The organism is Alphaproteobacteria bacterium, assembly GCA_030739735.1.
Classification (GTDB): Bacteria; Pseudomonadota; Alphaproteobacteria; order UBA7887; family UBA7887; genus UBA7887.
Genome location: JASLYQ010000003.1, coordinates 102,971 through 116,665, shown reverse-complemented (window position 1 = coordinate 116,665; position 13,695 = coordinate 102,971). Strand labels below are relative to the sequence as shown.

The window sequence follows — 13,695 nt, the reverse complement described above, 5'->3', positions numbered from 1 at the left end:
TTCCAAACTAGAACATCACAAGGTGGCCGACATAGTATTGCCCCTCGCGCGCGAGACCAGCGACAACAACCTCATCTATTTACCGCAGCATGATTTCTATACGGATGAAAAGCTGCGCCGCATCCTAACCAGCATCCGCACCTTTGCCATGGTTGGTGCCAGCACCCACTGGAAGCGGCCGAGCTTTTACGCGATGAAGTACCTGACCAAGAAGGGCTATCGCGTGATTCCAGTAAACCCGGCCCGGGCCGGCGAGGAAATCCTCGGTGAAAAGGTCCATGCCAGCATTTTAGATGTGCCCGACAAGCTCGATATGGTCGATATCTTCCGCACCTCAGAGGAAGCTCTGGAAATCACTAAGGAAGTGATCGCCAACAAGGATGAGAAGGGCATAAAGGTACTGTGGATGCAGCTGACGGTGCGCAACGACAAGGCAGCCGAACTGGCCGAGGCTGCGGGCCTCGAGGTGGTCATGAACCGCTGCCCGAAAATCGAGTATGCCCGCTTGTCTGGTGAGTTGAGCTGGAGCGGCATCAATTCCGCTATCATATCCGCTAAGACCCTCAGACCCCCAAGGTAGATATCCATGAGCAGCACCCCCATCGACGAAGTCGTCTCGAACGTTCCAGGCGGCAAGGAAACGCCGCGAGCCTTCGGCATGGAGACCTTGGCGGTCCACGCCGGTGCGCGGCCGGATCCGACCACCGGCGCGCGCTCGACACCGATATACCAGACGACATCGTACGTCTTCGATGACGCCGACCATGCCGCCTCGCTGTTCAACCTACAGACCTTCGGCTACGTCTATTCGCGCATGACCAATCCGACCGTTTCAGTGTTGGAGGAGCGCGTGGCAGCGCTCGAAGGCGGACGCGGCGCAGTGGCAGCAGCGAGCGGACATGCGGCCCAGTTCCTAGTCGCCGCAACGCTCATGCAACAGGGCGATGAGTTCATCTCTTCGCGTAACCTCTACGGCGGCTCGGTCACCCAGTTTGGTGTCAGCTTTCCGAAGCTCGGTTGGAAGTGTCACTTCGTCGACCCGACCGACCCGGAAAATTTTCAGAAGGCGATGACCGACAAGGTCAAGTTCATCTTTCTCGAAGGCCTGGCCAACCCCGGCGGCATCATTGTCGATCTTGAGGCCGTAGCAGCCATCGCGCACGAGAACGGCATTCCGCTGGTGATCGACAACACTCTGGCCTCGCCCTATCTCTGCCGGCCCTTCGCATGGGGGGCCGATCTGGTGGTGCACTCGACGACCAAGTTCATAGGCGGCCATGGCAACACCATGGGCGGCATTGTCGTCGAATCTGGAAAGTTTGATTGGCGCCAAAACGACAAGTTCCCTGCCCTCTCAGTGCCGGACCCCGCCTATCACGGCCTGGTCTTCGCCGAGACTTTCGGCGATTTCGGGTTCACCATGAAAGTGCGCGCGGTGGCCCTGCGCGATTACGGCCCAACCCTCAATCCGACGGCGGCGTGGAACCTGCTCCAGGGCGTTGAGACACTGCCACTGCGCATGGAGCGTCATTGCTCGAACAGCCTAACGGTGGCCAAGTGGCTCGAGGAGCACCCCAAGGTGAGTTGGGTGTCCTACTCGGGCCTGGAATCGAGTCCCTATTACGAGCTCGGCAAAAAATACATGCCCAAGGGAGCCGGGGCGGTGTTCACCTTCGGCCTCAAAGGCGGTTTCGACGCCGGCCTGACCGTTGTCGACGAGGTGAACATGTTCTCTCACCTCGCCAATATTGGCGACACGCGCAGCCTGATTTTGCATCCTGCCTCAACGACGCACCGCCAGCTTACCGAGGAGCAGCAGATCGGTGCCGGAGCTGGGCCCGATGTGGTGCGCTTGTCGATCGGTATCGAAAGCGTCGAGGACATTATCGCCGATCTCGATCAAGCCCTGGCAAAGGTGTGACCACCGCACCGATTGGGGACGAGTTTGACCTCGCTCGCGAACCCTCCGCATGAATCATGCAGAATGGAGAGAACACACGTTATTGCGATGAACGATGGGGCTAGCTTCGCGACGAGGCTGGCGGCGCAACGACCTGATGGGAACGCTGATCCACTACGTCTAGCTAATCGCAGGACTCTGCAATCCAGGCCAGATAATCCGGGTTGCCGCCAAGCACCGGAACCGCCACTACGCAGGGGCAGTCGTATGCGTGCTGCACCTGAATCAGCCTTGTCAGGCCTTCCAGGCAAGACCCTTGCGTTTTTAACAACAGTACCGCTTCGTCCGCCTCCTCCACTGCACCCTGCCAACGATAGACCGAATGTATGCCGTCAATGACATTGGCGCATGCCGCCAGACGCGCTTCGACGCACGCTCGACCCAGGGCGAAGGCTTCGTCACGGGACTTCGCCGTGACATAGACCAGCATGGCATCCGTCATGGGCCGTTCCTTTCCGCCACCGCCAAGGCTTGGCTCAGAATAGTGTGATCACGCTCGCCGAACGAGACCATCAACACCTGCTCGATCGTCGAATGTCGTTCGAGGCCAACGCGCAGTTCGTCGACCACGATCGCCGCTGCCTGTTCGGCAGAAAATTCGTGAATACCTGTTGATATAGCGGGAAAAGCGATGCTGCGGATGGCGTTCTCAGCCGCCAGGACGAGGCTGTTGCGGTAGCAGTTAGCCAACGCCTCCGGCTCGCCCTGCTTGCCGTCGCGCCAGCGTATGAATGACCCGTGCCGCTGGCAACTGGTAGCCCCGGTCAGGCGCGGCCCTGCGACACGGCAGATGGCGCCGTCCATACCGCCACCTGGCAACAGTGATTCGTTTGCCGCATTGACAATGGCGTCGACCGCAAGGATCGTTATATCGGCGGCTAGGAGGCTCAAATGGCCGCTCATGAAGGGCACCTAGCGGGCGCTGGCGAAATCGTCCTCATGCCATCTGACGATCATCGAGCGGGCCAAGCCAACCTGCTCCGGGCTAAGCCACTCGGCGGCAAAATCCCGTGCCTGCGCCGCGTTGGCATGGCCACGGCGCGCCGCCAAGTCGTACCAGGCGTAAGCGCGCACCGGATCACGAGGCACGCCGCGTCCTTCCAAATAGGCGCTGGCGAGCAGCACGCAGCCCTCCCCGTTGCCGCGCACGGCGGCCTGACGGTACCATTCTGCGGCAGCCGCATCATCATTTTGCATCGCGGCAACGTGTGCCAGTCCGAGCATGGCGTTGACATCGCCTCGCGCCGCCCGCGGTCGCCAAACGGCGATGGCGGTGTCGAGATTGCCACGTTCGATAGCCGCCCAGGCCTCGTCCGCGGCGTGGCCGGATTGGGCAACAGCAAGCGCCAGGACCAGCGCAACAAAGAAAATTCGTATCATCACGGCGACAGATTAGCGAAGCGCAACAAGAGTTTCCAGCTATCTGCTATATCTTAGCCATCTGGGGGTTTTCACCGCAATGGCGGCGCCGCTCGCGCACCTCCAACCGAAAGACGCGGCCGAGCCGGATGCCTATCGCCAATGCATCGATGATTGCTGTGGCAGCATCGTCACAATGCTTGCAAAGAGCGTGATCGACGAGGCCATAGCCGCGCTCTTTCTAACCCGTGCGGAAGTCCCTTGTCGCGAACAGCATCCCGGTCAGTCGTCACTCGTCCGCGGCAAGGGTCGGTTCGGCCCGGCCATGGGCGCCTCGGCTTCGAACTGCACCGCGACACGGCAATCCTCACACATGCGGACACGATTGAGTGCCGCCTCGTCGCCCGCGAACAACGGATTCCTGGCGAGCTGCGTCAACACGCGCTCGACGACCGAGACCACACCGAAAGGCCTCCCGCAACGAGTGCAGGCGAATGGCTCCTCTTCGTACAAAATGACCCGCTCGCGCGCCGCCGCCGTAAACAGCAGGCGCGGTGTTAGCGATACAACATCCTCCGGGCAGGTTGTTCGACACAGCCCACATTGAACGCACAGTGCCTCCGTGAAGCCGAGCTGCGGCCGATCAGGATTGTCCGAGAGGGCACCGGTCGGACAGGCACCGACACAGGACTGGCACAGCGTGCAACGTTCGGCATCGACGCGAACAGCGCCAAACGGAGCGCCGGCCGGTAAGGCAAGGTCATCCACTGGCCGGGGTGCGTGAGAGTGCAGATGCGCCAATGCCAAGCCAATACGCTCTCGTTTGCTGCCCAATGGTGCGAAATCGGTATAAGCCAAGGTTTCGGCATCCTCCCACAACGCCACGGCAAGCCCGTCCGGGCTGCGCTCATCCATGACCCTTATGCACCCGGCGCCATAGCCGAAGCCTTGGAGGATGAACTCGCACAGCGAGACGGCTTGCATGAGCCCAGTCCGGGCCTCGTCCTGACGGCCGCCTACAAGGATCAACACCCGCCCTGCCCCGAAAGCAGCAGCTGCCAACAGAACGTCGGGTGCCAATGCGGTTGTTCTGTCGAGTGCCACGGGCAGGACGTTGGCCGGCAGCCCGTCTCCGAAGCGTGCGATGGCGGCGATCAAGGCCTCGCCCTCGGCGAGGTCGTGCAGCAGCAGCACGGGCGCCTCGCCGCCGGCCCGGCGGTAGGTGGTGAGCAAGGCGCGCAGCCGATCCGTCAGTGTCTCGCCGGATGGCAGGGCATAGGCGACGGCCCCTGTCGGGCAGACGGTCTCGCAGCCACCACAGCCGGCACAGACCGCAGCGTCAATGGCGATGCTGTCCCCGGCCGGGACGATGGCGCCGGTGGGACAGACATCGAGACAACGCGTGCAACCCGTTTTGCGGCTGCGGCTATGGGCACAAAGGGTGCCATCGAAGGCGACGTAGCGGGGCTTGTCGAACTTGCCCACCATATCCGCCAGATCAAACAGAGCGCGCTCGACCGCCAGCGGATCCCCCGGATCAGGGCGCATATAGCCGTCGCGCGTGGCATGGGCTGGAAATAGCGGCGTGCCACCACTCAGGTCGAGGATTAGATCGGCGTCGAGCGTCGCGCCGTCTCGAGGTGGGCCGAAGGCCAGCCAACTACGGGAGCTGGGGTCGGCATCTGCATAGCCGTTTGCGACCAGTGAGAAGGCACCGAGATGGCCGCTCGCTGATATCGCCTGCCCACTGTGGATGCGAAAGCGCGCCAGCAGCGGCGGCATCACATCGACCCCGGGCGCCAGCAGAAGGCGCACAGACAGCCGCCCAGACAGCCGCTCCGCAGCGGCCAATACCTGCTCGTCCCGGCCGATGACCACAACCTCGCCCGCGGACTCGAAGGTCACGGCCGGCGTCAGTGGCTGGGGCACGGCAGCTTCGGCAAGCAAGGCCGCCACCTTCGCCCCGGCGCTATCGCCCTCGCGCGCCCAGCCGGCGCGCTCACGAATGTTGAGGAAGGCAATATCAGCATCTTCGGCCACCTCGGAAAACAGTGGTGCCTCTTGTGTACACGCCACCAGCAAAGGCTCGCCGCGCCCCACCGCTTCCTCAAAGGCGGCAAAATCGGCACGGCACAACGCGTAATGCAGCCGCGGCGCTGCATCAGCTTCGCAAGCGCGCGCGATCGCCTCGCCATCCACCGCCATGCTGCCGGCGCAATCGCAAACCAGCACCCGGCGCCCGCCGATCTTCATCAGTCCGTCTCCCTCGTCTCCCAGCCCCGCAGTTTGACAGGCGTGGAACCCGAGGCATAGTGACGTGATGGACTCTTACCAACTTAAGCCCATTCCCGAGGCTCCCCATCTCACCGAGACCGTCCGCGGTGTCGACCAGAGCGGCAAGGCAGTCGAAACGCGAGTTATCGTCGAGCGCCCGCTCACGCTGTTCCTCAATGCCCAGGAGATCGTCACCATGATGACGATCGGGGATTACCCCCATTACCTGGCGGTCGGCTTCCTGCGCAATCAGGGCATGCTGCGCGACGACGACGAGATCAGCGCCATCGAGTATGATGAGGAGGTCGACGTAGTCGTAGTGCGCACCGCGCGCGAGACCGACTATGAAGACAAGCTCAAAAAGAAGACGCGCACCTCGGGCTGCGCCCAGGGCACCGTGTTCGGCGACCTGATGGAGAATTTTGAAGACACGTGCATGCCGCAAGGCAGCCTGCACACCTCCTGGCTCTACGCCCTAGCCAAGATTATCAACACCACACCGAGCCTCTATCTCGAGGCCGGCGCGATTCACGGCTGTGTCCTGGCGAGAGAAAACAAACCGCTACTCTACATGGAAGATGTCGGCCGCCATAATGCGGTCGACAAGGTCGCCGGCTACATGTTCACCCACGACGTAGCAGCGGCCGACAAGATCTTCTACACCACCGGCCGGCTAACCAGTGAGATGGTCATCAAGACCGTGCAGATGGGCATCCCCATCCTCGTCTCACGCTCAGGCTTCACCGCCTGGGGCGTTGAGCTCGCCCGCCAGGCCAACCTTACCCTGATCGGCCGCGCCCGCGGCAAGCGCTTCGTCGCCCTGGCCGGCGAACACCGCCTCATCTTCGACGCCGACCCGGAGACAGTAGCGGAAGAGCCAGCGCACGTGCGGCGCAAAAGCAGCCAGCCCCAGGATGCCGAGTAGTATCGCCGGCGTGCTGCTTGCCGGGGGCAAGGCGCGGCGCATGGGAGGTGGCGACAAGTGTTTGTGCGAGCTGGCTGGCGAGCCCCTGCTCGCCCATGCCATCGCGCGCGCAGAGCCTCAGATCGCGACGCTTGCGATCAATGCCAATGGCGATGCGGCGCGCTTCGCGGCCTTTGGCCTGCCAGTGATTGCCGACACCATCGCCAACCATGCCGGACCGCTAGCCGGTGTCTTGGCGGGGATGGACTGGGCAGCGGCTCATGCCAGCCATGTTGCGAGTTTCGCCACCGATGCACCGATCTTTCCGGCCGATCTCGTAGCGCGCCTCGCCGCTGCCATCGAAGACGGCGCGGATATCGCCTGCGCTAGCTCGAACGGGCGCGTGCATCCGGTCTTCGCGCTCTGGCCGGTGGTCTTGCGCGAAGACCTGCGCCACGCCATGCAGGACGAAGGTGTCCGCAAGGTCGATATCTGGACCGCACGCTATTGCCTGGCCGAGGTCGCTTTCGAGGCAGACCGCTACGATCCTTTCTTCAACGCCAACAAACCCGACGACCTGGCGCGCGCCGAGGACATTCTCGCCCGTATCGGCTAAAGTCCCCGCATGTCCGCCCCACAGGAAACCATGGCGCTCGGCGTGGTGCTGGAGCGCCGACCGATCGATCACCCCTGGGCCGTGTGGTCGTGGCGGGCGGTGACAGTTATTCCAGGGGCGGCGCCACTGACTCGCCCGCGCGAGATGCGCCGCGATGGCGAGGCGACCCTGTACCACGTCGCTACCTTGCCCCTTGGCCTGCACCGCAAGGAGACCGAGGGCTATCGCGTAAACCTCTCGCAAACCCTGCCGAAGGTCTTCATCGGCCTGCGCCCGGGCGAGGCGGAAGACCAGCCGCCACTTCCCTTCGTGGTCACAGCCTGCCCATACGAGGCCGAGGATTACGATGTTGATAGCGACGAGCGCGTGGAGGCCGTGGCCATGCCGCCTGAAGTAACGGCGTTGGTCGGTCACTTCATCGATCGACATCACGTGGACCAGCCTTTCATCAAGCGCAAGCGCAAAGGCGCGCGCCATGGCTGACGACCGCGAAGACGAGCGCCCCGAAGAGGCTGTCGAGGAAGCGGCAGCCGACGAGCGCTCCGAGGAGGAGGTGGTCGCCGCGCTCCCCCCCATCGATGAACTGACGACGGACTCGGACTTCACTCCCTTTCTCGACCGCCGCGTACCCGCGGCGCTGCGCCGTGCCGCGTTGCGTAAGCTGTGGAATAGCGATCCCATATTCGCCAATCTTGATGGCCTTAACGACTACGACGACGATTTTCGCACTCTCGGCGTCGGCCAGATGGTGCGCACCGCCTACGAGGTTGGCAAAGGCTTTGTTAAGGCGGTCGAGAAAATAGCCGAAGAAGAAGAGCCCAAAACCGCAGAGACGCTACCGGACGAAGACGAGAACGAGACCAAGGTCTGATACACAAGTCTCGATCACACACAGGCCATATTGCGGTTGCGGAAATCGAGACTCCGTTTGACTCCGTTGCTTAATTCCGATTAGAACAAAAAGAGAACAAATATGGAGTAAGAGATATCATGCAACGGCGGCCTGCCGGGTTGGCAACATTGCAGGCGCGGATCCGGGCCATCGAACTAGGCGGGACAAAGGCGCCTGGCACACTGGTACCGTTTGGTGTGGCGGCGATAGACGACGCATTGCCCGGCGGCGGACTGGTGCGTGGCGCCTTGCATGAGATCACCGGCGAGACGGTAATAGGCGGAGCCGCTACGGGCTTTGCCGCGGCGCTGGCGGCACATCTCGCCACACCGGCGCGGCCGCTGGTGCTCTGGTGCCTCGGCAGCAATAATCTCTATGCGCCGGGGCTTCCGGCCTTCGGTCTCGACCCTTCCCGTCTGCTCGTAGTGCGCGCGCGGTGCCCCACCAAGGCGCTGTGGGTGACCGAGGAAAGCCTACGTGCGGACTGTCTAGCAGCAGTGGTGTGCGAAAGCGATGTCACCGATCTCGTCGCCAGCCGGCGCTTGCACCTTGCCGCGCGCGAGCGCGACACCGCCTGCCTGCTGTTGACCCCGGCCAACGCCCGGGGCGCAGCGACCGCAACCACGCGCTGGCGGGTGGCACCGGCACCGACGCAGCCGAGCATCGGCGACACTCCCGGCATGACACGCTGGCGGCTCACCTTGGCCCATTGCCGGGGCGGGTCGGCTCCGCGGCAATGGAGGCTCGACTGGACCCATGAGACGGGTGATTTCGCTTTGGCTACCCCATTGGCAAACCGACGTCGCGCAACGGCGCTCGCAAACCTCCGCCGCGCCGGCTGAGCCTTTCGCGCTGGTGGTGGTGGCGGCCGGGACCGAGCGTCTGGCGGCGACCTCGCGCACGGCCGAAACGGCCGGGCTGAGACCTGGCATGACGCTGACCGACGCGCGAGCCCTGCTGCCAAGCCTCGCCACCGCACCGGCCGCGCCCATAGCGGCGATGCACGCGCTTGAGGCGCTGGCCGATTGGGCTTTGCGGTTTTCGCCCTGGGTCGCGATCTGCGGCACGGACGCACTGTGGTTCGATATCAGCGGCTGCGCCCACCTGTTCGGCGGCGAGGAAACGCTGCTCAACCGCCTGCTTGCCGACGTTCGCCGCCATTACGATGCCCGCGCCGCGCTAGCCGATAGTCCCGGCGCAGCCTGGGCTGTGGCCCGCTTCGGCAAGGGCGGCGTGGTCGCCCACAGCGAGGCCGAAACAGCGCTAGCAGCCTTCCCTGTCGCCGCTCTCAGGCTCGACAAAGAGACCGCCGCTGGGCTCACCCGCGTCGGCTTAGGGCACATCGGCGACCTCTGCCACCTACCGCGCGCCCCCCTTGTCGCGCGCTTCGGCGAGGTTTTGACGTGCCGCCTCGACCAGGCGCTCGGGCGCATTCACGAGCCGATCTCACCGCGCCGACCACCGGCCACGCATGAAGCACGCCGCGCCTTCGCCGAGCCGATCGCCGATGCCACCTTGCTCGCTGCCACGATGGATGCCTTGCTCACGGAGCTTTGTGCCAATCTCGCGCGGGCCGGACGCGGCGTCCGCCGCCTTGTCGCCACCGTCTTCCGTATCGACGGCACGGCGACAAGCTTGCGCGTCGGTACCAGCCGGGCCAGCCGCGACGAGGCCACCCTGATGCGGTTGCTGGCGGAAAAACTCGACGGCCTCAACACTAGCCCCGGCATCGAGGTGGTGACGCTTGCTGCTAGCACCAGCGATCCCCTGCCCGCACACCAGGGTGATCTCGCAGGTGCGTACGATTCCGACGACCTTGCCGCCCTCGTCGACCGCCTCACCAATCGCCTCGGCACAAACGCTGTGATGCGCCTCACCCCACGCGCCAGTCACTACCCCGAGCGTACCGTCATCCGCCGCGCTGCGCTCGACACAGTGCACGCCACCTGGCCACCACACCAACGCCCAGTACGCCTGTTCGAGCCGCCGCTCGCCATCGAGGCCGTAGCGGTGGTGCCCGATGGCTCACCCATGCTATTCCGCTGGCACGGTCAGATTTTCCAGGTGGCCCGCGCCAGCGGGCCCGAGCGCATCGCCGACGAGTGGTGGCACGAGAACGCGCCTTTGCGCGACTACTACCGCGTCGAGGACATCACCGGCGCCCGCTTCTGGCTCTATCGTGAAGGCCCCTACAACCACCCCGCCGCGCCGGTGCCACGCTGGTACCTACATGGAGTGTTTGGGTGACCCCCTATGCTGAGCTGCAGGCCGTCAGCAATTTTAGCTTTCTGGAAGGCGCCTCGCACGCACATGAGTTGGTGGCGACGGCGGCGGCGCTCGGCATCGAGGCCTTGGCGGTGTGCGACCGCAACACCCTAGCTGGCATAGTGCGGGCGCATGCGGCTGCGAAAGAGGCCAATATCCGGCTGCTGATCGGCGCCCGACTCGACCTTGTCGACGGGCCGAGCGCACTCTGCCTGCCGCACGATCGCGCCGCTTATGGCAGGTTGTCACGCCTGCTCACTCTCGGCCGGCGCCGCGCGCCGAAGGGCGAATGCCATCTCACCTGGGCTGATGTGGTGGAGCATGCCAAAGACCAAATCCTGGTACTGCTGCCACCTGACGGCGTTCCCGATGCCGGCTTCGTGCAAGCCGTGACGGCACTTGCCGAACGCTATCGCGGGCAGTGCCACCTCGCCGCAAGCCATGGCTTCGATGGCTACGACGAGGATCGTCTCGCAACCCTGGCCGAATTGGCCGAGGCCGTCGACCTGCCGCTCGTCGCCACCAACAACGTGTGCTATCACCTGTCCAACCGGCGGCGGCTCGCCGACGTACTAACCTGCATCCGCGAGCATTGCACCATCGACGAGGCGGGTCTGCGCCTTGCCACCAATGCCGAACGCCACCTTAAGAGTGGCGACGAGATGGCGCGTCTGTTCGCCCGCTATCCGCACGCCATCGAACAGAGCATTGCCATCGCTGAATCTTGCGATTTTTCTCTCAACGAGCTGACCTACGAATATCCCGACGAAGTAGTGCCGGAAGACGAGACTCCTGACAGCCACCTAGCCATGCTAACGGATGCAGGAGCACGCGAGCGCTACCCGGACGGTGTTCCGGCCAAAGTGCAGGGTCAGCTCGACCACGAACTCACACTGATCGCTGAGCTGTCCTACGCCCCCTATTTCCTTACCGTGCACGACATCGTCGGTTTTGCCCGCAGCCGTAACATCCTCTGCCAAGGGCGCGGCTCAGCAGCCAACTCGGCGGTCTGCTACTGCCTCGGCATTACCACCGTCGACCCGGACCGTCACGACGTATTGTTCGAGCGTTTCATCTCGACGGCACGCGACGAGCCGCCCGACATCGACGTCGATTTCGAGCATGAGCGCCGCGAAGAAGTTATCCAGTACATCTACGAGAAATACGGCCGCGAGCGCGCCGGACTAACCGCGGTAGTGATCCGCTATCGCGGCCGCAGCGCCATCCGAGAGGTGGGTAAGGCAATGGGGCTATCGCTCGATTTGGTGGCGGCACTGGCCAAGGGCCTGTGGAGCTTCAGCCGCGAGTTGCCGTCAGGGGAGCAGCTTGCAGAGCTTGGCCTCAACGGTTCAGACCGGCGCTTGTGCCTCGCGCTTGATCTGGCGGGCGAGCTGATCGGCTTTCCCCGCCACCTCTCGCAGCATGTCGGTGGCTTCGTCATCACCCGCGGTGCTTTATCCGACAGTGTGCCCATCGAGAATGCGGCGATGGAAAACCGCACGGTCATCCAATGGGACAAGGATGACATCGATGTGCTCGGCATGCTCAAGGTCGACGTACTCGGCCTCGGCATGCTGACTTGCATCCGCAAGGCGCTAGCGCTGCTCGCCGCCCACCACAACCTCCCGCTAGGGCTTGCCGATGTGCCGCCCGAGGATCCGGCCGTCTACGACATGCTCTGTCGGGCGGATTCTGTCGGCGTTTTCCAGGTCGAGAGCCGGGCCCAAATGTCGATGTTGCCGCGCCTCAAGCCGCGCAAATTCTACGACCTGGTGATCGAGGTAGCGATAGTTCGCCCCGGCCCCATTCAGGGCGATATGGTGCATCCCTACCTACGCCGACGCAATGGCGAGGAGGACGTGGCCCTCCCCTCACCTGAGCTGGCCGATGTGCTCGGCAAGACCCTCGGCGTGCCGCTATTTCAGGAGCAGGCTATGCGCATCGCCGTGGTCGCCGCCGACTTCACGCCAAATGAAGCTGATTTATTGCGTAGATCCATGGCAACCTTTCGCAAAGCAGGCCTGGTGCACGAGTTCCACGAGAAGTTGGTTAACGGCATGGTCGCCAACGACTATCCACGCGACTTTGCCGAACGCTGCTTTAAGCAAATTGAAGGCTTTGGAGAATACGGCTTTCCGGAATCCCATGCCGCCAGCTTCGCGCTTCTAGTCTATGTTTCAGCCTGGCTTAAATGCCATTATCCTGCCGCCTTCGCGGCCGCTATTCTCAACAGCCAGCCGATGGGCTTCTATGCCCCGACACAGCTGGTACGCGATGCCCGCGAGCACGGCGTCACCGTGCGCCCGCCCGATATAAACGCCAGCGAATGGGACTGCACGCTGGAGCCTGAAACAGCAAGCACCGACGGCGTCACCCTGCGCCTGGGCCTGTGCCATATCAAGGGCCTTTCAAAGGACGAGGGCGCACGGCTGGTGTCACTGCGCAGCGAAGGCTATCGCAGCATCCGCGAGCTGTGGCAGCGTTCAAGTCTACCGGCCACGGTACTCAACCGTCTCGCCGAGGCCGATGCCTTCGGCTCAGTTGGCCTAACCCGACGCCAGGCACTCTGGGCGGTCAAGGGCCTGGAGGCCCCACCTCTGCCACTGTTTGCCGCCGAGCCCCACCACGGCGACGGGGTCGCCGACTTCGAGCCGGCCGTAACCTTGCCTGCCGCCGAGCTCGGTGAAGAGGTTAGCGATGACTACCGCTTTCTCAGGCTGTCGCTGAAGGCCCACCCCCTAGCGCTACTGCGCGAGACGCTTGGCGAACGCGGAAACGTCCCTGCCGAGCGCCTAGCCAAGCTGGCCAACGGCAAGCGCGTCACGGTCGCCGGTCTGGTGCTGGTACGCCAGCGCCCAGGCACGGCAAAAGGCGTGGTCTTCGCCACGCTCGAGGACGAAACCGGCGTTGCCAATATCATCGTCTGGCCGCCTGTCTTTGAGCGCTATCGCCGCACCGTGCTGAGTTCGCGCTTGCTCGTGGTGGACGGTACCCTGCAACGCGAGGGACTGGTCACCCACATCATAGCTAAGCACGTCACCGACCTCTCATGTCTTCTCGACCTTCTCGCCAAGAGCAACGCCATTCCCGTCGCCTCGCGAGACTTCCACTAGACTCCGCGTTTGAACAAATTGATCAGCGCCATGCCAGCTACAAAGCCACCAATATGGGCGAAGACAGCAACGCCGCTCGCCTCGGTCGATTGCGTAACCGCGCTAAACAGTTGCAGCACGATCCAGAAGCCGAGCACGATTACCGCCAGCAAACGCACAGTCTGCACAAAGAAGCCAAGAAAGATCAACACCAGAACACGCGCGCGGGGATACAGCACGAGATAGGCGTCGAGCACGCCAGAGATGGCGCCACTGGCTCCGATGGTGGGGATCTCCGAACCAGGCATCGGCGATGCCGTGCGCCAGCGTCGC

General features: G+C 63.5%; 14 protein-coding genes. 9 read left to right on the top strand and 5 right to left on the bottom strand.

The genetic code is table 11. The features are described from left to right. Positions 1-31 precede the first annotated feature (31 nt). A complete protein-coding gene (locus QF629_02950) occupies positions 32-580 on the top strand; it encodes a CoA-binding protein (protein MDP6012493.1) in 549 nt (182 codons plus the stop codon). A gap of 78 nt (positions 581-658) precedes the next feature. Beyond that, positions 659-1,921, top strand: coding sequence for an O-acetylhomoserine aminocarboxypropyltransferase (locus QF629_02945; GenBank protein MDP6012492.1), 1,263 nt, complete (start codon positions 659-661; stop codon positions 1,919-1,921). Between the two features lie 163 nt (positions 1,922-2,084). On the opposite strand, the gene cutA is transcribed toward QF629_02945, so the two are convergent. The 4 genes from cutA to QF629_02925 form a co-directional block, all read right to left on the bottom strand. Then, positions 2,085-2,402, bottom strand: a complete 318-nt coding sequence (gene cutA, locus QF629_02940; GenBank protein MDP6012491.1) for a divalent-cation tolerance protein CutA — start codon at positions 2,400-2,402, stop codon at positions 2,085-2,087. Next, positions 2,399-2,863 carry a macro domain-containing protein gene (locus QF629_02935; protein MDP6012490.1) on the bottom strand — a complete coding sequence of 155 codons (465 nt, stop codon included), beginning with the start codon at positions 2,861-2,863 and terminating at the stop codon, positions 2,399-2,401. Before QF629_02935 ends, cutA begins: the two co-directional genes overlap by 4 nt. A 9-nt stretch (positions 2,864-2,872) precedes the next feature. After that, the gene (locus QF629_02930) at positions 2,873-3,340 is read right to left on the bottom strand and encodes a tetratricopeptide repeat protein (GenBank protein ID MDP6012489.1); all 468 of its coding nucleotides are present in this window, start codon (positions 3,338-3,340) and stop codon (positions 2,873-2,875) included. 261 nt (positions 3,341-3,601) lie between these two features. Further along, entirely contained in the window at positions 3,602-5,572 is a 1,971-nt protein-coding gene (locus QF629_02925; protein MDP6012488.1) for a 4Fe-4S binding protein, read from the bottom strand. A 67-nt stretch (positions 5,573-5,639) separates the two neighbouring features. Between QF629_02925 and QF629_02920 the strand changes: the two genes are divergently transcribed. From QF629_02920 to QF629_02890, 7 genes are all read left to right on the top strand, one after another. Next, positions 5,640-6,518, top strand: coding sequence for a formate dehydrogenase accessory sulfurtransferase FdhD (locus tag QF629_02920; GenBank protein ID MDP6012487.1), 879 nt, complete (start codon positions 5,640-5,642; stop codon positions 6,516-6,518). Then, positions 6,508-7,113, top strand: coding sequence for a molybdenum cofactor guanylyltransferase MobA (mobA, locus tag QF629_02915; protein MDP6012486.1), 606 nt, complete (start codon positions 6,508-6,510; stop codon positions 7,111-7,113). The genes QF629_02920 and mobA overlap by 11 nt, the downstream gene beginning before the upstream one ends. A 9-nt stretch (positions 7,114-7,122) precedes the next feature. Continuing rightward, a complete protein-coding gene (locus tag QF629_02910) occupies positions 7,123-7,596 on the top strand; it encodes a DUF3305 domain-containing protein (protein ID MDP6012485.1) in 474 nt (157 codons plus the stop codon). Then, positions 7,589-7,984: a DUF3306 domain-containing protein gene (locus tag QF629_02905; GenBank protein MDP6012484.1), complete on the top strand. Its 396-nt coding sequence runs from the start codon at positions 7,589-7,591 to the stop codon at positions 7,982-7,984. The genes QF629_02910 and QF629_02905 overlap by 8 nt, the downstream gene beginning before the upstream one ends. A gap of 119 nt (positions 7,985-8,103) precedes the next feature. Further along, complete coding sequence (locus tag QF629_02900) at positions 8,104-8,847, top strand: hypothetical protein (GenBank protein ID MDP6012483.1); 744 nt, start codon at positions 8,104-8,106, stop codon at positions 8,845-8,847. Further along, positions 8,762-10,252, top strand: a complete 1,491-nt coding sequence (locus QF629_02895; protein MDP6012482.1) for a DNA polymerase Y family protein — start codon at positions 8,762-8,764, stop codon at positions 10,250-10,252. The genes QF629_02900 and QF629_02895 overlap by 86 nt, the downstream gene beginning before the upstream one ends. Continuing rightward, positions 10,249-13,383 (top strand): error-prone DNA polymerase, encoded by a 3,135-nt coding sequence (locus QF629_02890; protein MDP6012481.1) that lies wholly within the window; start codon positions 10,249-10,251, stop codon positions 13,381-13,383. Before QF629_02895 ends, QF629_02890 begins: the two co-directional genes overlap by 4 nt. On the opposite strand, the gene QF629_02885 is transcribed toward QF629_02890, so the two are convergent. Beyond that, positions 13,380-13,670, bottom strand: coding sequence for a rhomboid family intramembrane serine protease (locus tag QF629_02885; GenBank protein ID MDP6012480.1), 291 nt, complete (start codon positions 13,668-13,670; stop codon positions 13,380-13,382). The genes QF629_02890 and QF629_02885 overlap by 4 nt on opposite strands. Between the last annotated feature and the right edge of the window lie 25 nt (positions 13,671-13,695).

What these genes read in the sequence shown, in the direction of transcription:
- QF629_02920 (MDP6012487.1), top strand. Translation starts at nt 5,640, where the DNA reads ATGGACTCTTACCAACTTAAGCCCATTCCCGAGGCTCCCCATCTCACC.
- QF629_02930 (MDP6012489.1), bottom strand. Translation starts at nt 3,340, where the DNA reads ATGATACGAATTTTCTTTGTTGCGCTGGTCCTGGCGCTTGCTGTTGCC.
- QF629_02895 (MDP6012482.1), top strand. Translation starts at nt 8,762, where the DNA reads ATGAGACGGGTGATTTCGCTTTGGCTACCCCATTGGCAAACCGACGTC.
- QF629_02905 (MDP6012484.1), top strand. Translation starts at nt 7,589, where the DNA reads ATGGCTGACGACCGCGAAGACGAGCGCCCCGAAGAGGCTGTCGAGGAA.
- QF629_02885 (MDP6012480.1), bottom strand. Translation starts at nt 13,670, where the DNA reads ATGCCTGGTTCGGAGATCCCCACCATCGGAGCCAGTGGCGCCATCTCT.
- cutA (MDP6012491.1), bottom strand. Translation starts at nt 2,402, where the DNA reads ATGACGGATGCCATGCTGGTCTATGTCACGGCGAAGTCCCGTGACGAA.
- QF629_02925 (MDP6012488.1), bottom strand. Translation starts at nt 5,572, where the DNA reads ATGAAGATCGGCGGGCGCCGGGTGCTGGTTTGCGATTGCGCCGGCAGC.
- mobA (MDP6012486.1), top strand. Translation starts at nt 6,508, where the DNA reads ATGCCGAGTAGTATCGCCGGCGTGCTGCTTGCCGGGGGCAAGGCGCGG.
- QF629_02945 (MDP6012492.1), top strand. Translation starts at nt 659, where the DNA reads ATGGAGACCTTGGCGGTCCACGCCGGTGCGCGGCCGGATCCGACCACC.
- QF629_02935 (MDP6012490.1), bottom strand. Translation starts at nt 2,863, where the DNA reads ATGAGCGGCCATTTGAGCCTCCTAGCCGCCGATATAACGATCCTTGCG.
- QF629_02910 (MDP6012485.1), top strand. Translation starts at nt 7,123, where the DNA reads ATGTCCGCCCCACAGGAAACCATGGCGCTCGGCGTGGTGCTGGAGCGC.
- QF629_02900 (MDP6012483.1), top strand. Translation starts at nt 8,104, where the DNA reads ATGCAACGGCGGCCTGCCGGGTTGGCAACATTGCAGGCGCGGATCCGG.